This window comes from Pseudomonas kilonensis (assembly GCF_001269885.1).
GTDB classification, from domain to species: Bacteria; Pseudomonadota; Gammaproteobacteria; order Pseudomonadales; family Pseudomonadaceae; genus Aquipseudomonas; species Aquipseudomonas kilonensis.
The window spans coordinates 35,932-55,856 of record NZ_LHVH01000016.1 but is presented as its reverse complement, the minus strand read 5'-3'; the positions used below and the strand labels follow the sequence as shown (position 1 = coordinate 55,856).

The following is a 19,925-nucleotide window of genomic DNA, read 5'->3' as shown; positions in this document are numbered from 1 at the left end:
GTTCAACTCCTATAGCGGCCCGAGGACCACGGTAATAACGGTCAGGACACAGACATACAGGGCGCAGTCGAACAAGGCTTCATGCCAGATCCAGCGCCCGGCCGGCACCAGGCTGAGCAACAGGCGCAACGCACCGGTCACCAGCAACGCCAGCACCACATAAATCAGGAACGGGCTGAGCAACACCCCGCCAATCGACCACTCACGCAAGCCCATGGCTGTGCTCCCGTCGTTCAGGTTCGTGCTGGCGGCACCAGGCGCGCCAGCTGTTTTGCAATTGCACCACCGCGCCCTGGGCCAGCTTCAGTGCGTCACCGGGCGGCTGGGTCGACAACACCTTCAGAAACTCGGCGCTTGCCGGGGCCAGCGCATCGGCCTGGTCACCGGTCGGGCCGTGTTCAAGCACCTGCTCCAGCGCTTCGAAATAACGACGCTGCGCCCGGGTATCAGGCACTTGGGCGACGGCCAGGCTCAGGCGCAAATGCAACAGTTCATCGCCGATGTCCAGGCCAAGCAAACCATCATCCCAACGGCTGCGCGCCTGCACCGGCAATTCAGGATAATGCCGCGCCAACTGCAACAGCCGGTCAGCCATGCGCCCGCCGAACCAGCTCTCGGCGCCACGCAAGCTGCGATGGGTCAAACGCACCAGATCGTGGAGGGTCGCGGCCAGCAGCCGGCGGCTGTGCCAGGCCGGGTTGCGCAAAATCAGCAGATTGAAGGCCAGCACCGCCGCGCCCACGCCGATCATCATGGCCTGGGCGTTGTTGAAGAACGCCGCGACGTCGTACTTCATAGCATTGAGCGGTGAAATCAACACCACAAAATGCAGGCAGAACGACGTCGCCGTGGCGAAGATCTGCGGCTTGGCCATACCCAGCGCACCGAAAAACAACGGCACGCCCATGGCCATGCACAGCATCGCAAAGCTGCTCCATTGCGGTAGCAAAAGCTCGCCAATCACGAACGCCGTCGGCACGGCCAACAGAATGCCGCGCAGAAAACTCATGCCGATCTGCGCGCCGTTTTCGCGACTGGCAAACAGGCTGCACACCACGCACGTCAACAGCATCGCGCCCGATGCGGCGGGCCAGGCGGTCGCCAACCAGAAACCGGCAACGACCAAGAACGCCAGGGCGCTGCGCGCGCCGAAGACCATGGCCAGGGACAGATCACGATGAGGCGCCAGGGTTCGCGGTGGATCCGCCGCCGCCCTGCCCTCCTGCACCGCCGTCAAGGCCGCGCAGGCGGCCAGGGCGGTATCGAGCAACAAGGCGAACCGCGCCAGGCAGTAACTTTGCGCCGAGCTGATCTGCGGGTCGTGAGACGCATCCCATACCCGGGGGCGCAAGGCTTGCAGGGTTGCACCGTCGGTGTCGAGGGCTTGCTGCACCTCGTTCATCCACGGCTGGAGTGCCTCGGCCTCCTCGGGGTCGAGCTGTTTCCACTGCCGACGCACCGAGCGCGAAAGGCGCAGCAGCATCAGCAATTTCTGGCTCAAGCCGCTGATAGCCCGGGCGCGCTGTCGGCCACGGCTGCCTTCGAACCAGGCATGTTCGCGCTGGGCATCCACCGCGACAATCCTGCCCAGGATTTCCAGCAACCCTTTACGGGCCTGGGCATCGCCAGCCAGGGTGGCACGGGCTGCCTGCATACCGCTCTGCCAGGCAGCAAACGCCTGACCGGCCAATTGCCGCTCGACCCGCAACGGCCAGAGCAAGGCACTGGCCGCCGTGGCGCAGACGATGCCCAGGCTGATCTCGGTGCAGCGCGCCACCGCCTGGTCGAATATACCCAACGGGTGGGAAATGGCCGGCAAGGCAATGATCGCCACTGTGTAGCCGGCCAACACGAATGAATACGACCAGGCACTGCGCAGCAGCGTCGAACAGGCTGTGCACAACCCCAGCCAGAGCGCCAAGGCCAGCAGGAACAACCAGGGCGCCTGGGCAAACAGGCCCATGAACACCACCGACATGACGGTGCCCACCAACGTGCCGAGCAATCGCGCCAAGCCCTTTTGAACCACCATCCCGGACAGTGGCTGGGCGACGATGATCGCGGTCATCAGCGCCCATGACGGCTGCTCCAACCCCCAGCGCAACGCCAGCCACAACGCCAGCCCAGCGCCAAGCACGGTCTTGATGGCGAACTGCAAAGCGAGACGGTCAGGGGCAAACAAGGCCTGGAAGGTTATGGGCACGCGAAAAACTCTTTGGGGGATGCCAGTAACAATAGATGCAATGCAAGGGATCGGCGGTGCAATTATTAGCTAGCTATCTATTCGAGTCCAGAGCTGATTATTGATGGATTTAACAACACACTTTTTCTGTTTGATGCTGAGTGAGTTGAAATGCCATCTCCCTCACTCGCCCTGACCTTGTGGCGAGGGGATTTATCCCCGCTGGGTTGCGAAGCAGCCCCCGTGTTCAGGCTGACACGGCGCAGTGATACTAGGGGCTGGGGCTGCTATGCAGCCCAGCGGGGATAAATCCCCTCGCCACAACAGTGTTCACCTTAAATCTGAGTCGTCGCCACAAAAAAACGCCAGGCATGCTGGCGTTTTTTCGATCGGGACGCGGTGTTTAGCTGGCGCGCGCCTGGTTACGCAGGGCCTTGACCTGGTCATGGTTGCGTTGCACACCGTGGTACTGACGCTCAACCAGATCACGGATACCCACCAGGTTGTGCTTGCTGATTTTCTCGAGCGCTTCTTTATAGGCCTTGAGCGCATGATCTTCGCCGCGCTCGGCTTCGTTGAGCACCGCTTCTTCGTCCTTGCTGGTGAACATCGCTTTCACGTCCACCCAACGACGGTGCAGGTCACCAGCGACGCTGGTGGAGGTTTCCGGATCGCCACCCAGGGAACGAACCGCCGCTTGCAGCTCGGCCGCAGCGGTCGCGCAATCCGCAGCACGTTGAACGAACAGCGCCTTGAGTTGTGGGTGCTTGATGTCTTGAGCGCAGGTCTTGAAGCCTTCCTGGCCATCTTTGCTGGTCTCGATCAGGTCGTTCAAGACGGAGATGGATTCTTTGTTGATGTCAGTCATTTTTCAGTTCCTTTGCGGGTGAATAAAAACCTTGCAAGGGATATTGCATCAGCCATGCCAGCCATCAACCACAACAAAATCATTTAAAAATCAATTAGTTAACAAACACTCTGAAATCTGTATCCGCGCTATTTGCATGATCTGTCATTTGGCCTGCATGCAGAATGCCTGTATTTTCGAAGCAGATTTGAATCAAGACGATTGCCATGAACCCGGAAAAGCTCGAATTGCTCATCACGCGTCAAATGCCGTTCGGCAAATACAAGGGTCGAATCCTGGCTGACCTGCCCGGTCAATACCTGAACTGGTTCGCCCGCGAGGGTTTTCCTCACGGTGAACTGGGTGGTTTGCTGGCGCTGATGCAGGAAATCGATCACAACGGGCTGTCGGACCTGCTCGATCCATTGCGTGCCAAACACGGCAAACCCAAGCCTCGCCCCTGACCAGTTGAGCCCCGTCATGCCCGAAAACACGCTACGCGCCCATGATGAAGCTTTCTGGCAGACGTTTGTCGGCCGCTACGACGTCGATCCCGCCGGGCCACTCAATCTGGAAAATGGCTACTTCGGGCGCATGTCCCGCACCGTGGTGGAGGAGTACCAGCGCAACATCGAATTCATCAACCGGGGTAACTCGGTGTACGTGCGCCAGCATTTCGACCGTGAACACGGCGAAGCCATTCGTCGACAGGTAGCCCGGCTGATCCACGCATCCCCCCAGAGCGTGGCATTGGCCGGTAGCGCGGTGGACGCCTTGCAGACGCTGATTCGCAACTACAACGGCCTCAAGCCGGGCGATCAAGTGCTGATCTGTGATCTGGAATATGCCTCGGTCAAAAGCGCCATGCGCTGGCTGGCCCGCCAGCGTGGCGTGGAGGTGATCGAAATCGTCCACCAGCACCCTGCCAGTTTCGAAAGCCTGGTGGGCACTTATCGCGAAGCGTTCATTCGCTACCCGCACCTCAAGCTGATGGCGCTGACCTACGTCAACCACCTCACCGGGCTGGTGATGCCGGTCCAGGCCATTGCCGAGAATGCCCGCGAGTTCGCCGTCGACATCATCCTCGACGGGGCCCACGCCCTGGGCCAGATCGATTTCGACCTGAAGAAGCTCGGGATCGAATTCGCCGGGTTCAACCTGCAGAAGTGGATCGGCGGGCCCCTCTCCCAGGGCTTCCTGTACATCGCCCCGCAGCGCTTGGCCGACATCGACCCGGACATGGACGAAGACAGCTACCCCGCCACCGACGTCCGCTCACGTACACCCCACAGCACGCCCAACATCCCTGCCCTGCTCACCCTGCCGCTGGTCTTCGAAGAACACCAGGCCCTGGGTGGCGCTTCGGCCAAAGGCGCGCGCCTCTGTTATCTGCGCGACCTATGGGTGAGCGCCGTGCGCGATGTGCCGGGCATCGAAGTCATGACCTCGGATGACCGGCGTCTCTATTGCGGGATCACCGCGATGCGCTTCACCGCCCAGGCCGATCAACAGGCGATGGCCGATCGATTGCTCCACGAGCATGGGATCTTCACGGTGGTACGCCACACCAGCGTCGGGCCGTGCATTCGCATTACCCCGGGGCTGATAACCTTGGCGAGTGATATCGAGCGGTTGACCAAAGCACTTATTCACCTGAGCCGAATGTAGTTGTGGCGAGGGGATTTATCCCCGCTGGGGCGCGCAGCGGCCCCAAAACCTGACAACTCGGTGCGTCAGATAGGTTGAGTCAACCTTGTTTGGGGCTGCTGTGCAGCCCAGCGGGGATAAATCCCCTCGCCACAAATTCAGTGTTCATCCTGCTTGGTGAGATAAAACCCAGGCAAAAAAAAACGGCGCGCCGACCAAGCGCACCGTAAAACCGTAGAACACCCAACGAGGTTCGGTAAAACAATCAGTCCAGCAGCGCCAAGGCCTCAGCAGTGCATTCCTGAATGCGGGCCCAGTCGCCGTTCTTGATCCACTCAGGATCAAGCATCCAGCTTCCGCCCACGCACATCACGTTTTTCAACGCCATGTAGCTCTTGATGTTGGCCGGGCTCACGCCGCCGGTCGGGCAGAATTTCACTTCGCCGAACGGACCACCCAAGGCCTTGATGGCCGCGACGCCGCCGCTGACTTCGGCCGGGAACAGTTTGAAGCGGCGATAGCCCAGGCTGTAGCCTTCCATGATGCCCGAGGCGTTGCTGATGCCAGGCAGTAACGGGATAGAGCTGTAGACGCTGGCCTCGAGCAGATCACGGGTGATGCCCGGAGTGACGATGAACTGCGAACCGGCCGCCTCGGCGGCGTCCAGCATGTGGCGGTCGAGCACCGTGCCGGCACCGGTCACCAGTTCCGGACGCTGCTCGCGCAGCACCTGGATAGCCTTGAGGCCGTATTGGGAACGCAGCGTCACTTCCAGCGCCGTCAGGCCACCGGCAGCCAGGGCATCGGCCAGCGGCAGGATGTCCTGTTCACGGGCGATGGTGATCACCGGCAGGATCCGCGCCTTGGCGCAGAGGCTGTCGATCAGGGCAACTTTGTCCGCCATGGAAACGGTCGGGGATGGGTTTGTCATAGCGGCTGATCCTTGGTTCATGGGCACCAGTAAATCTCTAACGTAGGTTGCAAAAACGCGCGGATCGGCATTTCGGCGACATCGTCACCCGCCACCGCAGCGTTCAAGGTGGTCAATTTCGACTGACCGGAAATCGACAGCACTTTGTGTTGCGCCGAAGCCAGCAAGGCGCGGCTCATGGTCAGGCGCTGGTGCGGCACGGTCGGCGCCAGCATCGGCCAGCAGCGACGTGTGCCATTGGCGTCCAGGGCCTGGGCCAGGTTCGGGCTGTCAGGGAACAGCGAGGCGGTGTGCCCGTCATCGCCCATGCCCAATACCAGCACGTCGATCGGCGGCAACTCGGCCAACAGACGATCGGCCTGCTCAGCAGCCGCTTCCAGATTGGCACTGGCGCTGTAAAGGCTCAGGAACTGGGCCTTGGCTGCCGCGCCTTGCAGCAGGTAACGCTTGAGCAGGCCGGCGTTGCTGTCGGCGTGTTCAACCGGTACCCAGCGCTCATCGGCCAGGCTGACCACCACGTTGGACCAGTCCAGCGCCTGCTTGGCCAGGTGCTGGAAAAACGCCACCGGGCTGCGGCCACCAGAGACCACCAGGGTCGCCGCACCGCGCGCCTCGATTGCGTTGCGCAACTGCTCGGCCACGTTCAGCGCCAGGCCTTCGGCCAGCACCACCGGGTTCTTGAATTCATGGGCGCGAACGCCCTGCGGCAGTTTCAATTCAGATATCGCCATACCATGACCTCCCATCCCGCGTGATCAGTGCAATGGAGCTCATCGGCCCCCAGGACCCAGCCGCATACGGCTTGGGCGCATCGCCGGATTTCTTCCATCCGGCGATCAACTGGTCACACCACGTCCACGCGGCTTCAATTTCATCTTTACGGACAAACAGGTTCTGATTGCCGTTCATGACTTCCAGCAACAACCGCTCGTAGGCATCGGGAATCCGTGCGCTGCGATAGGTGTCGGAGAAGTTGAGTTGCAACGGACCGCTGCGCAATTGCATGCCCTTGTCCAGGCCCTGCTCCTTGGTCATCACTCGCAAGGAAATCCCTTCGTCCGGTTGCAGGCGGATGATCAGCTTGTTGCTGATCTGCAAGCGCTGCTCGGGCGCGAAGATGTAGTGGGACGGTTCCTTGAAGTGGATGACGATCTGCGACAGCTTTTGCGGCATGCGCTTGCCGGTACGCAGGTAAAACGGCACGCCGGCCCAACGCCAGTTGCGGATGTCGGCGCGCAGGGCGACGAACGTCTCGGTGTCGCTCTGGGTATTGGAGTTGGGTTCTTCGAGGTAGCCAGGCACTGCCTTGCCTTCGCTGTGGCCGGCGATGTACTGGCCGCGCACCACCTGGGTGGTCAGGCCTTCCGGGCTGATCGGCGCCAGGGCCTTGAGCACCTTGACCTTCTCGTCACGGATGCTGTCGGCGGACAAGTCGGCCGGTGGGTCCATGGCGATCAGGCACAGCAGCTGCAACAGGTGGTTCTGGATCATGTCCCGCAGTTGACCGGCCTTGTCGAAATAGCCCCAGCGGCCTTCGATACCGACCTTCTCGGCCACGGTGATTTCCACGTGGGAAATGTAGTTCTGGTTCCACTGGGTTTCGAACAGGCTGTTGGCGAACCGCAGCGCGATCAGGTTCTGGACCGTCTCTTTGCCCAGGTAATGGTCGATGCGATAGGTACGGTTTTCCGGGAAGAACTGCGCCACGGCGTCGTTGACCTTGCGCGAAGACTCCAGGTCCGAACCGATGGGCTTCTCCAGCACGACACGGGTGTTTTCGCTCAAGCCAACCTTCGCCAGGTTCTCGCAGATCGCCCCATACACCGCAGCAGGGGTGGCGAAATAGGCAATGACCTGCTGGGTCGAGCCGGCCGCTTCGGCCAAGGTGACGTAATCGTCGGCCTTGAGGAAATCCACGTGCAGGTAAGTCAATCGCGCCAGGAAGCGCTCGAACACGGCTTCGTCCAGGTCTTTTTCACCGACGTAGCGCCGCAGTTCGGCGGCGATGAATGCCAGGTGCTGCTGCTCGCCGCCGGGTTCACGGGCCAGCGCAATGATTCGCGTGTCCTCGTGCAACAACTGGGCGCCATCGAGCTGATAGAGGGCAGGAAAGAGCTTGCGCAAGGCCAGATCGCCCAACGCGCCAAACAAGGCAAAGGTGCACGGTTCAACCGTAATCGAAGGCATGATGTTTGTTCTTTTATCAAGTTAAACTACAAATACCTTTTTTCAAGGCATCACTCAAGGAAAAATGTAGTAATAACCACAACATTTTTCGAAAATACCGATTCCGAGTGGTGGTCCGTCGGAGCCATCAGTAGGATAGGCCACCGCAAAGGGTCGTATCAAAGACCCGTCTTCCTAGGAATCTTGTATGGACCGCGTGCGAAATTTACTGGAACAGATCCAGAGTCGCCTTGAAGACCTGAACAAGGCCGAACGCAAGGTGGCCGAGATCATCCTGCTCAACCCGCAGCAGGCGACCCGCTTCAGCATCGCCGCCCTCGCCCAGGCGGCTTCGGTCAGCGAACCGACCGTCAACCGTTTCTGCCGCTCGTTCGGCGTCAGCGGTTACCCGGAGCTCAAGCTGCAACTGGCCCAAAGCCTGGCCAGCGGCGCTGCTTATGTGAGCCGTGCGGTGGAGGCCGACGACAACCCGGAAGCCTACACCCGAAAAATCTTTGGCAGTGCCATTGCCTCATTGGACAGCGCCTGCCAGGCCCTTGATCCCAATTTGATCAGTCGCGCGGTGGATCTGCTGATCCAGGCCCGGCAGATCCACTTCTTCGGCCTCGGCGCCTCCGCCCCGGTGGCGCTGGATGCCCAGCACAAGTTTTTCCGCTTCAACCTGGCGGTGACCGCCCACGCCGACGTACTGATGCAGCGCATGATCGCGTCGGTGGCCCATACCGGTGAACTGTTCGTGATCATTTCCTACACCGGTCGTACCCGTGAGCTGGTGGAAGTGGCGCGCATCGCCCGGGAAAACGGCGCGTCGGTGCTGGGCCTGACCGCCGAAGGCTCGCCACTGGCCAAGGCCAGTACCCTGAGCCTGAACATCCCCCTGCCCGAAGACACTGATATCTATATGCCGATGACCTCGCGGATCATCCAGCTCACCGTACTGGACGTGCTCGCCACCGGCATGACCCTGCGTCGGGGCGTGGACTTCCAGCCGCATCTGCGCAAGATCAAGGAAAGCTTGAACGCCAGCCGGTATCCGGTGGGGGATGAGTTCAACTGACCCATTCCGATCGTTCCCACGCTCTGCGTGGGAATGCATCCCGTGACGCTCTGCGTCAGACGCGGAGCGTCCATAGAGGCATTCCCACGCGGAGCGTGGGAACGATCATCCAGAGTTAAGCCCCCACCCGCGCTTGTAAACTCAGGTGCGCCCGCTCCCCCGGCGCCAGGCACAGGCTGTCGGTGCCGCCACTGGCCGCTTCGACGCAGACGAATTCGCTGACTTCATCCCAACTCACCCCCAGCAACGGCCGTGCGCCAGGATGCCAGACCACGGTGTCGGCGCTGTCGCCGGTGTCGATGCACAATTCGCGCTGCCAGGCGTGGTCCTTGAGCTGCAATTCGCCCTCATGCTGGAACACCCGCTGGCAGCCACCCTCGACCCGCAACTCGCCTTCCTGCTGGCAAACCGCACGGCTCAACTGGTCGTAGCCCTGGGCGCCTTCGAGACCAGACAGCGCTACCTCACCGACGTCACCGATACGCCAATAGGCGTGCAAAGCCTGGCTTAACTGGCATGGCAGGCTGTCCTGGTGCTCGGTGCTCAAGCGCAGCTCCATGCGTTCACCCAAGTCTGCATGCAGGTCCACTTGCCAGTCGCACAACTGCAGTTGCCAGTGCAAATGCACACCGTCGTCATCACTGCGGCTGTCGAGCAGTTTCCAATCGATCAACCGCGCCCAACCGTGGGACGGCCAGGCGTTTTCGCTGGGATGGCGGCCATACCACGGCCAGCACACCGGCACCCCGCCGCGTATCGCCCCCACTTGCGGCCACTTGGACGCGCACCACAACCAGGGTTTCTGGCCTTTGGGCTGAAAATGCAGCAACTGCGCGCCCTGGCGACTGAACACCGCCTGGCACAACGGGTGGTCGATTACCAACACATCGCGCTGCCGATAGCGCTCCCACGCGAACACCGGGCGTTCGCGCAAGGATCTGAAAAAGCGTTGTAGCGGATGCTCATGCATGGGCCGCGGTCCTGGAAATCATTGAGTTGCTCATCTGTTTGCAACGCTTGTTGCGGCAAGGCGATTTATCTGTGGGAGCAAAGCTTGCTCGCGATGCAAGCGCCTCGCTTCCCTGGGAGACCGCGTTGTCTTCATCGCGGGCAAGCCTTGCTCCCACAGGTTCTGTGCCAGCCACCTTGCAAAAAAAAGCGGACAGCCTTGGCCGTCCGCAAATATGCGCACATAGAGAGGAGCTTATCGCAACAGCGTTAGAACACCGACTGAATTTTCAGGCCGGCCACCAGCGCGTTGTCGACTTCATCCACACCACCTGGGTGGGTGATGTATTGCAGGTTCGGACGCACGGTCAGCCAGTTGGTCACGTGGAAACCGTAGTTGATCTCGTAGTTGTACTCAGTGCTGCGCAGCGGCGAGAACAGCGGATCATCGTAGTCGCTGACGCCATTGGCGGCGTTGACCAACTCGGCGTTTTTCTTCACGTCTTCGTTGACATGGATACGCGAGAAACCGATCCCGACATCGTCTTTCGGACGCGCATCGAACGGCCCCTTGTACACGAACATCAACGACTGGTAGTTGTCGACGACGTTGGTTTCCTTGTCATGGAAAGTCGCGTTGGCCGCGATGTTCAGGCCGCGCGAAGCGTCACCGTTGTGGGTGGTGAGCTGTTGCTGCGCGACGAACCAGTAGCCGTCCTTGCTGCTGTGGCTGCGGTAGGCGTTGCGGGTGGTGGCGGCGTCGTTGCCATCTTCGTCCTCACGGACGTCATCAGCCTTGGCCGTACTTTTGTAGTAACCGACACGGTATTCGCCCGGCAAGTTATTGATCTTGGGGGACCAGACCAATTCGACCGGAATAAGGGTACCCTTGGTACCGCTGCCGCTCAGCTTGTAGCGGTTGTTGTTTTCCAGTTGCGAAGGGTTCTGGTTGTAGGCGCCGATTTGCGCATAGAGCTCAGGCGTGAGGTTGTATTTGACGCGAATCGCCGCCTGCATGATCGGCCAGTTGTACCAGATGCCGGTCGCCCAGTTACCCGCTTGCGAACCGCAGAACGCCAGGTTCTGGAACTCGCACGGGAAGGTGTTGAAGTCTTCGCCCTCACCGAAATAACCGGCTTTGACATCCAGTTTGCTGTCGAAGTACTTCTGCTTGATCCACAACTGGGTCAGACGCGTGGTTTGCCCACGGCCCCAGACTTCCTGGGAGGAACTGAGGGTACCGGCACGTGGATCACCGATACGGTCGTTGGAGATGTTGCGACCGTCACGCCGGGTGAACTGGATCTTGGCTTCCGTATCACCCCAGCCCGCCAGTTTTTCCAGGTCGAGGGCGACCCCAAGGCCAAACTGCTGGGACCAGCGCGCGGTCTTGTCATCGTTGTAGCCGCCGTGGAGGTTGGCGCCCATCTCGCCGACGAAGTCAGCCTTGATATCGATACCTTGCTCGATCAGCTTGGTCCGTTCGCCACCCCAGTCACCCGTCATCCACTGCGAGTCGGCGCTGAACGCGTCGGCAGCGTGTGCGCTACCGGCCAGCATCATCGCCGCAACGGCTGACAACTGGCAGATAAGCTGGGCGTTATTTTTCTTCTTCATCCCTACATCCTCGTCTTTATTGTTATTAACTGTTTTTATCTAACGCGGTTTACAACGATTGCGGCGGATGGTCCCCCACTCACCGCATACTCCTTCCTGTGGGAGAGAGCTTGTGTGGGAGCTGAGCTTGCTCGCGATGAAAGCGCCTCGGTCTTTCGAATGACCGCGTTATCGTTCATCGCGAGCAAGCTTTGCTCCCACAAGCCCCCTCCCCCATTTGTTCTTCATCGACCTTTGAACTGCGCCACGTTCGCCGACCGAGCATCGGCTTGCGGCTGGCCAGCCACGCCCAGGCGTTCGCCGGACTTGGCGTCGAACAGCAACACTTTCGATGGATCGAATTGCAGCGTCAGGGTCTCCCCGACTTGCGGCGCCACGTCCGGCGCCAGGCGGCAGCAGACCTTGGTGTCGTTGAGGTTGACGAACACCAGGGTGTCCGGCCCGGTGGGCTCGGTGACCTGGACTTCGGCGCGAATGGTCGGCAAGCCATTGGGCTCGCTGCCGGCCAGCATGATCTGCTCCGGGCGCATGCCCAGGATCACTTCGCGGTCTTCCAGGCCCGCGTCCTGCATGCCCATCGGCAGCTCGCAACGGGCCTGGCCGCTGTCGAGCAGCGCCAGCAGGCGACCGTCCTTGCGTTGCAGGCGCAGCGGGATGAAGTTCATCGGTGGCGAACCGATGAAGCTCGCCACGAACAGGTTGGCCGGGTTGGTGTAGATGTCTTTTGGCGTGCCGAACTGCTGGATGATCCCGTCCTTCATCACCGCCACTTTGTCGCCCAGGGTCATGGCTTCGATCTGGTCGTGGGTCACGTAGACCGTGGTGGTCTTCAGGCGCTGGTGCATCAGCTTCATTTCGGTACGCATCTCGACCCGCAGCTTGGCGTCGAGGTTGGACAGCGGTTCGTCGAACAGGTAGATCTTCGGCCGCCGCGCCAGCGCCCGGCCCATGGCCACGCGCTGTTGCTGCCCCCCAGAGAGCTGGCCGGGCTTGCGATTGAGCAGGTGCTCGATCTGCAGCAGCTTGGCCACGCGGTTGACTTCTTCGTCGATGTCCGACTGTTTCATCTTGCGGATTTTCAGGCCGAACTCGATGTTCTCGCGCACGCTCATGGTCGGGTACAGCGCGTAGGACTGGAACACCATGGCGATGTCGCGATCCTTCGGGCTCATGCCGCTGACGTCCTGGTCGCCGATCATGATCGCGCCACCGGTAATGGTCTCAAGGCCGGCGATGCAGTTCATCAGCGTCGACTTGCCGCAGCCCGAAGGCCCGACGAGGATCAGGAACTCACCGTCCTTGATCGACAACTCGATGTTCTTCAGGGTGTCCGGCAGGCCGGCACCATAGGTCTTGTTTACGTTGCGAAGTTCAAGCGTTGCCATGATTACCCCTTGACTGCGCCGGCCGTCAGACCGCGCACGAAATACTTGCCTGCGACCACATAGACCAGCAGGGTCGGCAGCCCGGCGATCATCGCCGCCGCCATGTCCACGTTGTATTCCTTGGCCCCGGTACTGGTGTTGACCAAGTTGTTCAGCGCCACCGTGATGGGCTGCGAATCACCGCTGGAAAACACCACGCCGAACAGGAAGTCGTTCCAGATCTGGGTGAACTGCCAGATCAGGCAGACCATGATGATCGGGGTGGACATCGGCAGGATGATCCGCCGGAAGATGGTGAAGAACCCCGCACCGTCCAGCCGCGCCGCCTTCACCAGTGCATCGGGAATGCTGACGTAGTAGTTGCGGAAGAACAGCGTGGTGAATGCCAGGCCGTAGACCACGTGCACGAACACCAGGCCCGTGGTGGTACTGGCCAGGCCCATCTTGCCGAGGGTGAACGAGGCCGGCAGCAGGACGGTCTGGAACGGCAGGAAGCAACCGAACAGCAACAGGCCGAAGAACAACTGCGAACCGCGAAAACGCCACATCGACAACACGTAGCCGTTCAAGGCACCGATGGCGGTAGAGATCAGCACCGCCGGGACGGTGATCTTGATCGAGTTCCAGAAGTAGCCGTCGACCGTGGCCCAGGCCTTGACCCAGCCGATGCCGCTGACCACGGTCGGCCAGCTCAGCAGGTTGCCGGTGCTGATGTCTTCCGGCGTCTTGAAGCTGGTCAACAGCATGACCACCAACGGCACCAGGTAAAGCAATACAGCGAGGATCAGCACCGCGTAGATCGCGATGCGACTCAGGCTGAGGGAAGGTTTGGCAGCGAGACTAGTCATGACGCTTGGTCCTCAGCTCGGAGTACAGGTAAGGCACGATGATTGCGAGAATCGCACCGAGCATCAGGATTGCACTGGCCGAGCCCATGCCCATCTGACCGCGACTGAACGTGAAGGAATACATGAACATGGCTGGCAGGTCGGAGGAGTAACCCGGGCCGCCGGCGGTCATCGCCGCCACCAGGTCGAAGCTCTTGATCGCGATGTGAGCCAGGATCATCACGGCGCTGAAGAACACCGGACGCAGGCTCGGCAGCACCACTTTCCAGTAGATGCGCGGCATGCTTGCGCCATCGATCTGCGCGGCACGGATGATCGATTGATCGACACCGCGCAGGCCGGCCAGGAACATCGCCATGATGAAGCCCGAGGCCTGCCATACCGCCGCGATCACCAGGCAGTACACCACGCGATCCGGGTCGATCAGCCAGTCCAGGCGGAAGCCTTCCCAACCCCAGTCACGCAACAATTTGTCCAGGCCCATGCCCGGGTTGAGCAGCCATTTCCAGGCCGTACCGGTGACGATCATCGAGAGCGCCATCGGGTACAGGTAAATGGTGCGGATAAAACCTTCGCGACGAATGCGCTGGTCGAGGAACACCGCCAGCAACACACCGATCACCAGGGTGATGCCAATGAACAGACCGCCGAACAGCGCCAGGTTCTTGCTCGCCACCCACCAGCGGTCGTTGTCCATCAGCCGGGCGTATTGCGCCAGGCCTGCCCATTTGTAGTTCGGCAGGAACGTCGAAGTGGTGAACGACAGGACGAACGTCCACAAGATATAGCCATAGAAGCCCACCAGGACGATGAACATGCTCGGCGCCAGCACCAGTTTCGGGAGCCAGCGCTGCAATGCATCGAACGGCGAGGCCTTGCTGAACACAGCAACAGAACTCATGGGAAGATCCAAAACAAGGTTACAAGGGCATCCCTTTGTGGGAGCGAGCTTGTGTGGGAGCTGAGCTTGCTCGCGATGAAGGCACCTCGGTCTTTCCAATGACCGCGTTATCGTTCATCGCGAGCAAGCTTTGCTCCCACAGGCTCGCTCCCACAAGGGAAGCGGCGCTGATTACTTCGCTGACTGAACCGCTGCGCCGAGTTTCTTGGCGGCATCGGCAGGGTCGGCTTTCGGGTCGTTGATGTAGTTGGTCACCACATCGAAGAACGCACCCTGCACGGCCAGCGTGGTCGCCATGTTGTGCGCCATGCTTGGTTGCAGGCCACCGGACTTGGCGTCCGCCAGGAAGTCCTTGGCAGCGGTCTGGGCACAGGAATCGAAACCGTACTTGGCCATGTCGCCGAGCATGTCGTTACGAACCGGGATCGAGCCCTTGTTGATGCTGAAGACTTTCTGGAAGTTCTCGCCCAACACGACCTTGGCGATGTCCTGCTGGCCAGCCGCAGTGCCTGCGTCCTTCTGCTTGAACACCGCCAGGGAGTCGATGTTGTAGGTGAAGGCCTTGTCGGTGCCCGGGAAGGCCACGCACTGGTAGTCCTTGCCGGCGACTTTCTTCGCCGCGGTCCACTCGCTCTTGGCCCAGTCACCCATGATCTGCATGCCGGCCTTGCCGTTGATGACCTTGGCTGCTTCCAGGTTCCAGTCCTGGCCCTTGCCGTCGGGGTCCATGTAGGTCGCGACTCTCTTCAGCTCGGTCAGCGCCTTGACCATTTCCGGACCGGTCAGCGCCTTGCTGTCCAGGTCGACCAGGGCTTTCTTGTAGCCATCAGCGCCCATGACCGAGAGCACCACGGCTTCGAATACGGTGCTGTCCTGCCAAGGCTGGCCACCGTGGGCGAGCGGAATAAAGCCCGCGGCCTTGAGCTTGTCGCCGGCGGCGTAGAATTCTTCGAGGGTGGTCGGTGCTTTTTCGATGCCGGCTTTCTTGAAGACTTCCGGGTTGATCCACAGCCAGTTGACGCGGTGGATGTTCACCGGCACGGCGACGTAGTCACCTTCGTACTTCACGGTATCGGAGACTTTCTTGTCGAGCAGGCTGTCCCACTTCTCGGCCTTGGCAACGTCTTTCAGGACGTCGCTGTCGAGCAGCCCGGTGGACGCCCATTCCTGGATGTCCGGACCCTTGATCTGGGCGACGCCCGGTGGGTTGCCGGCCACGGCACGGCTCTTGAGCACGGTCATGGCAGTGGAACCGCCACCACCGGCGACAGCGCCGTCCTTCCAGGTAAAGCCGTCTTTTTCTACCTGAGCCTTGAGCACATCGACCGCGGCTTTTTCGCCACCCGACGTCCACCAGTGGACGACTTCCACGGAACCTTTCGATTCGGCGGCAAGGGTGGTGACAGGGAAGGCTGCGACGGGAAGCAGGGAAGCAAGAGAAATGACAGTAGCGAGGCGAGAAATCGCATTCATCTAGAATTACCTTTCTTGTTGTTATGCATGCAAGTCTGGTGCTTGCGCTGCATGGATTCTAATCAGAGGGAATCCCTTCGCAGGTAACGAAGGGACGTGCAAATGTCACGACATGGTTACACAGGCGAAGCGCTGGATAACCGCGCCAGGGCTGACGCCATGCTCGGTGCCAGGGGCAGGCGCGGAATCAGGACCGCCTGCCAGGCGTGATACAGGTCCGGCTTACCCGGCCAGATATCGGCGCTGGGGCAATTTTGCGGATCGAGTTCGTGATGCCAGCTGCCGTTGCAGCGGTCGATGAAATGTTTGTCACAGAACTCCCAGAATCGCCGGTACCAGGCTTCGTACTTCGCCTCGTCGGTGCGCTTGAGCAAGGCGCTGGCAGCGGCCGCCGCTTCGGCGTGGACCCAGTGCAGGCGATGGCGAACCACGGCGCGGTTGTCCCAATCCAGGGTGTAGACAATGCCCGGCGCACCATCGACGCCCCAGCCGTGACGGCAGTTCTGATCGAAGAGTTTCTGTGCGTCCTGGGCCAGCCAACCCGGGGTCAGCATGCCGATCTGGACCCGTGCGGCTTCAAGGTGCAGCAGCAGTCGCGCCCATTCGAAACCGTGGCCAGGGGTGGTGCCGTAGGGTCGGAAACCATCGGCAGGATTGTCCTGGTTGTAGTCGCGCAGCGGCTGCCAGTGACGGTCGAAATGCTCCACCACCAGGTAGTCGTTGGCGGCGGCATGGCCGTGGATCACCCGTTCGACGATGTGCAGGGCGCGAGCCAGCCAGCGTGGGTCGTCGGTGGCATCGGCCAGGGCGAGGAAGGCTTCGGTGGCGTGCATGTTGCTGTTGGCGCCGCGATAGGCCTCTTCCTCGCTCCAGTCGCGGTTGAAGGATTCGCGCAGCGCGCCCTCTTCTTCGCTCCAGAAATGCTCATCGATGATCCGCACCGCTTCGTCCAGCAACGCCTGGGCGCCGGGACGCTGGGCCACCACCGCGGAACTGGCCGCCAGGGCAACGAATGCATGCAAGTAGGCCGCCTTGCCCGCGCCGTCTTCATCAGGCCGCGTCGTGGCAAACCAGCCACCGTGCTCGGCGTCGCGCAAGGGGCCGCTCAGCGCCTGGACGCCGTGGTCCACCAGCTCGGCAAACCCCGGCAGGCCCTGGATGTGGGCCATGGCGAAGCTGTGGGTCATGCGCGCGGTGTTCATGGTCTCGGCCCGGGCATCGGCCGGCAGGTGGCCGCGCTCGTCCAGGTTACCAAAGCCGTCCGCCAGCTTCGACGCCTTGGCGAACGCCAGCAACCGCAAGCCTTCGTCGGCAAGCCATTGCTGGTGGGCAGGGGCATTCAGCCAACTGCTGAAGGCCGGTTGGAAGGTGTCCATTGGGTGGTACCTTTTTTGTTGTTTTGACGCAGGGAGTCTAAACAAGGGATGGCGAGGGGCAGGTAACGAAAGGGGCGAGTTATGTCACCGAGCTGTGACATTTCCTTTGATGATCGTTCCCACGCTCCGCGTGGGAATGCATCAACGGACGCTCCGCGTTCGGCTTTAGATGGGACGCAGAGCGTCCCGGGCTGCATTCCCACGCAGAGCGTGGGAACGATCAGTCAACAGGGCTGGCTACTCCACACTGCGAGGCAACTGCAACGTCACCCGCAACCCGCCTTCACGCAGGTTCTGCAAGCTCACTTCGCCGCCATGGCTGTGGGCGATGTTGCGGGCGATGCCCAGGCCCAGGCCATAACCCTGCTGTTGCCCGGCGAGGCGAAAGTGCGGTTCGAAAACTTGCTCCAGACGCTGTTCCGGCACGCCGGGGCCTTCGTCGTCGACATGCAGGATGAAGGCGGTTTCATCGTCATCGATGTGCAGGTGGGCGTTCTGCCCGTATTTCAAGGCGTTGTCGATCAGGTTGCCGATGCAGCGCTTGAGGGCCAGCGGCTTGCCGGGATACGGCGCCAGCGCCCGGCCATCCTGGGTCACCCGGCCGTTGCCGTTGGGCGCCAGGTAAGGTTCGACCAGGCAATCGAGCACATGATTGAGGTCCACCGGCTCGATGTTTTCGTGGATGTCGGTGTCCTTGACGCATTGCAGCGCGCCTTTGACCAGCAGTTCCAGCTCATCCAGGTCACGACCGAACTTGGCTTGCAGGTTTTCGTCCTCCAGCAACTCGACCCGCAGCCGCAATCGAGTAATCGGTGTGCGCAAGTCGTGGGAAATCGCGCTGAACAACTGGCTGCGTTCCGTCAGGTAACGGCTGATGCGTTCGCGCATGGCATTGAACGCGCGCCCCACCTCCACCACTTCACTGCCGCCGCCCTCGGCCACCGGCTCCACCTCGGCGCCCAGGGACATGTCCCGCGCGGCCCGGGCCAAACGCTTGAGCGGTCGGCTCTGCCAGTGCACCAGCAAGCCGATGAACAGCAACAGCAAGCTGCTGGTGAGCACGATGAAACCGACCTGTTGCGTGGGCAGGTCTTGCTCTTCGAGGCTGGTGTAGGGTTCGGGCAACAGCGAAGCGATGTACAGCCACTCCCCCGGCGCCATCTGGATTTGCGTGACCAGTACCGGCGGGTTCACCGGTTCCAGGGTCAAGGCGTAGTGAGCCCACGAACGGGGCAGTTCATCGAGCTTGAGCCCGGCGTTGAAAATTCGCAGGTCGTCGGGGCTGACAAAATTCACCGAGATGTCGGCGTTACTGCCCAATGAACGGCGCAGCACATCATCCACCGCCTTGAGCACCGCCAGTTTTCGCGGTGTGATCGGCAGCACGTCCATGCCCAGGGGCTTGTCGTTGAGGGTCACGACAAACCGCGTACCGCCCATGCTGCGCAACTGGTCCAGCACCAATGGCCGGTACGCCACCGGCAGCGAACGCAAGTAACTGACGCTGGCGGTCATCGAATGGGCCAGGCTGCGGGCACTGGTGACCAGGCCTTCGAGTTGGGTGGCGCGCAGTTGCGAGACCCAGATCAGGCTGGACAGGGTCTGGGCGAACAACACCACCAGCAAGGTCAGCAGCAGCATCCGGCCCAGCAACGAGCGCGGCACCGGCACGCGTCGGGCGATTTTTTTGATCCAGTCAATGACCATTGCTGGCAACCACACTGGCCGCCAGTTGATAACCGCTGCCGCGCACCGTGCGAATCAGCCGCGGTGGCTTGTCGGTGTCACGCAGGCGCTGGCGCAAGCGACTGACTGCCATGTCGACGATCCGGTCCAGGGGCATCAGCTCACGACCGCGGGTCGCATTGCCAATGGTGTCGCGGTCGAGGATTTCCTGGGGATGATCGAGAAACAACTTGAGCAGGGCGAAATCGGCACCGGAGAGAATCACTTCTTCACCGTCGGTGTGAAACAGCCGATGGCTGACCATGTCCAGCCGCCATTCATCGAAGGCCAGCACTTCGCCGCCGGAGCGCTCCTGGCCGAATTGCGCCCGACGCAGCAGCGCCTTGATGCGCGCCTGCAATTCCCGTGGGCTGAAAGGCTTGCCCAAGTAATCATCGGCGCCCAGTTCAAGACCAATGACCCGGTCGGCCTCGTCGGAACTGGCGGTGAGCATGATGATCGGCACATGGGCCTGGCGCGGGTGCTGGCGAACCCAGCGGCAAAGGCTGAAGCCGTCCTCATCAGGCAGCATCACATCAAGGATCACCAGGTCGCTCGGTGCATCGTTCAGCGCCTGGCGAAACCCGGCGCCGTCGGGTGTGGTCCGCACCTGGAAACCCGCACGACTGAGGTAGGTGTCCAGCAGTTCGCGAATCTCCTGGTCGTCGTCGACCAACAAAATCGATTTGTTCACTGAACTCACGGGCCTCGTCCTTGTTGTTTGGATGGGGGCGATTATGCCTGATGGACATCGAGTTTTTATCGCCTGTTCGGACCTTATCGCGAGCAAGCTTTGCTCCC

The 19,925-nt window shown here is 61.1% G+C and carries 18 protein-coding genes; 3 read left to right on the top strand and 15 right to left on the bottom strand.

The window, feature by feature from the left end; all coding sequences use genetic code 11:
* Nucleotides 1–9 precede the first annotated feature (9 nt).
* The 3 genes from AD662_RS06205 to AD662_RS06195 form a co-directional block, all read right to left on the bottom strand.
* Entirely contained in the window at nt 10–216 is a 207-nt protein-coding gene (locus tag AD662_RS06205) for a DUF1656 domain-containing protein (RefSeq protein WP_003198565.1), read from the bottom strand.
* On the bottom strand, nt 203–2,203 hold the full coding sequence (locus AD662_RS06200; RefSeq protein ID WP_053186062.1) for an FUSC family protein: 2,001 nt from the start codon (nt 2,201–2,203) through the stop codon (nt 203–205). The genes AD662_RS06205 and AD662_RS06200 overlap by 14 nt, the downstream gene beginning before the upstream one ends.
* A 382-nt stretch (nt 2,204–2,585) precedes the next feature.
* On the bottom strand, nt 2,586–3,050 hold the full coding sequence (locus AD662_RS06195) for a ferritin-like domain-containing protein (RefSeq protein ID WP_053186059.1): 465 nt from the start codon (nt 3,048–3,050) through the stop codon (nt 2,586–2,588).
* A 206-nt stretch (nt 3,051–3,256) separates the two neighbouring features.
* Here AD662_RS06195 and AD662_RS06190 point away from each other — a divergent pair, with 206 nt between their 5' ends.
* Nucleotides 3,257–3,493, top strand: coding sequence for a DUF3820 family protein (locus AD662_RS06190; RefSeq protein ID WP_014336924.1), 237 nt, complete (start codon nt 3,257–3,259; stop codon nt 3,491–3,493).
* Between the two features lie 16 nt (nt 3,494–3,509).
* Nucleotides 3,510–4,697 carry an aminotransferase class V-fold PLP-dependent enzyme gene (locus AD662_RS06185; RefSeq protein ID WP_053186056.1) on the top strand — a complete coding sequence of 396 codons (1,188 nt, stop codon included), beginning with the start codon at nt 3,510–3,512 and terminating at the stop codon, nt 4,695–4,697.
* 244 nt (nt 4,698–4,941) lie between these two features.
* Here AD662_RS06185 and AD662_RS06180 read toward each other — a convergent pair whose 3' ends face one another.
* From AD662_RS06180 to zwf, 3 genes are read right to left on the bottom strand one after another with little or no spacing between them, the layout of a single operon-like run.
* The gene (locus AD662_RS06180; RefSeq protein ID WP_018611012.1) at nt 4,942–5,607 is read right to left on the bottom strand and encodes a bifunctional 4-hydroxy-2-oxoglutarate aldolase/2-dehydro-3-deoxy-phosphogluconate aldolase; all 666 of its coding nucleotides are present in this window, start codon (nt 5,605–5,607) and stop codon (nt 4,942–4,944) included.
* Between the two features lie 17 nt (nt 5,608–5,624).
* The gene (gene pgl / locus AD662_RS06175; protein WP_018611014.1) at nt 5,625–6,338 is read right to left on the bottom strand and encodes a 6-phosphogluconolactonase; all 714 of its coding nucleotides are present in this window, start codon (nt 6,336–6,338) and stop codon (nt 5,625–5,627) included.
* Nucleotides 6,325–7,794, bottom strand: a complete 1,470-nt coding sequence (zwf, locus tag AD662_RS06170; protein ID WP_018611016.1) for a glucose-6-phosphate dehydrogenase — start codon at nt 7,792–7,794, stop codon at nt 6,325–6,327. The genes pgl and zwf overlap by 14 nt, the downstream gene beginning before the upstream one ends.
* Before the next feature lie 196 nt (nt 7,795–7,990).
* On the opposite strand from zwf, the gene AD662_RS06165 reads away from it, so the two are divergent.
* On the top strand, nt 7,991–8,851 hold the full coding sequence (locus AD662_RS06165) for a MurR/RpiR family transcriptional regulator (RefSeq protein WP_170842276.1): 861 nt from the start codon (nt 7,991–7,993) through the stop codon (nt 8,849–8,851).
* A 115-nt stretch (nt 8,852–8,966) separates the two neighbouring features.
* Here the strand turns inward: AD662_RS06165 and AD662_RS06160 are convergent, their stop codons facing one another.
* The 9 genes from AD662_RS06160 to AD662_RS06120 all read right to left on the bottom strand — a co-directional run bounded on the left by AD662_RS06160 (nt 8,967) and on the right by AD662_RS06120 (nt 19,827).
* Nucleotides 8,967–9,821 (bottom strand): D-hexose-6-phosphate mutarotase, encoded by an 855-nt coding sequence (locus AD662_RS06160; RefSeq protein ID WP_014336920.1) that lies wholly within the window; start codon nt 9,819–9,821, stop codon nt 8,967–8,969.
* 248 nt (nt 9,822–10,069) lie between these two features.
* Nucleotides 10,070–11,416: a carbohydrate porin gene (locus AD662_RS06155; RefSeq protein WP_018611021.1), complete on the bottom strand. Its 1,347-nt coding sequence runs from the start codon at nt 11,414–11,416 to the stop codon at nt 10,070–10,072.
* A 224-nt stretch (nt 11,417–11,640) separates the two neighbouring features.
* The gene (locus tag AD662_RS06150; protein ID WP_018611023.1) at nt 11,641–12,801 is read right to left on the bottom strand and encodes an ABC transporter ATP-binding protein; all 1,161 of its coding nucleotides are present in this window, start codon (nt 12,799–12,801) and stop codon (nt 11,641–11,643) included.
* A gap of 2 nt (nt 12,802–12,803) precedes the next feature.
* Nucleotides 12,804–13,649 (bottom strand): carbohydrate ABC transporter permease, encoded by an 846-nt coding sequence (locus AD662_RS06145; RefSeq protein ID WP_014336917.1) that lies wholly within the window; start codon nt 13,647–13,649, stop codon nt 12,804–12,806.
* Nucleotides 13,642–14,550 carry a carbohydrate ABC transporter permease gene (locus AD662_RS06140; RefSeq protein WP_003198535.1) on the bottom strand — a complete coding sequence of 303 codons (909 nt, stop codon included), beginning with the start codon at nt 14,548–14,550 and terminating at the stop codon, nt 13,642–13,644. Before AD662_RS06140 ends, AD662_RS06145 begins: the two co-directional genes overlap by 8 nt.
* 171 nt (nt 14,551–14,721) lie before the next feature.
* Entirely contained in the window at nt 14,722–16,023 is a 1,302-nt protein-coding gene (locus tag AD662_RS06135; protein WP_024616917.1) for an ABC transporter substrate-binding protein, read from the bottom strand.
* 116 nt (nt 16,024–16,139) lie between these two features.
* Nucleotides 16,140–17,399, bottom strand: a complete 1,260-nt coding sequence (locus AD662_RS06130) for a D-mannose isomerase (protein WP_053178356.1) — start codon at nt 17,397–17,399, stop codon at nt 16,140–16,142.
* Nucleotides 17,400–17,636: 237 nt separating this feature from the next.
* Entirely contained in the window at nt 17,637–19,106 is a 1,470-nt protein-coding gene (locus tag AD662_RS06125) for an ATP-binding protein (RefSeq protein WP_018611031.1), read from the bottom strand.
* Nucleotides 19,096–19,827 carry a response regulator gene (locus AD662_RS06120; protein ID WP_003184616.1) on the bottom strand — a complete coding sequence of 244 codons (732 nt, stop codon included), beginning with the start codon at nt 19,825–19,827 and terminating at the stop codon, nt 19,096–19,098. Before AD662_RS06120 ends, AD662_RS06125 begins: the two co-directional genes overlap by 11 nt.
* Nucleotides 19,828–19,925: the final 98 nt, after the last annotated feature.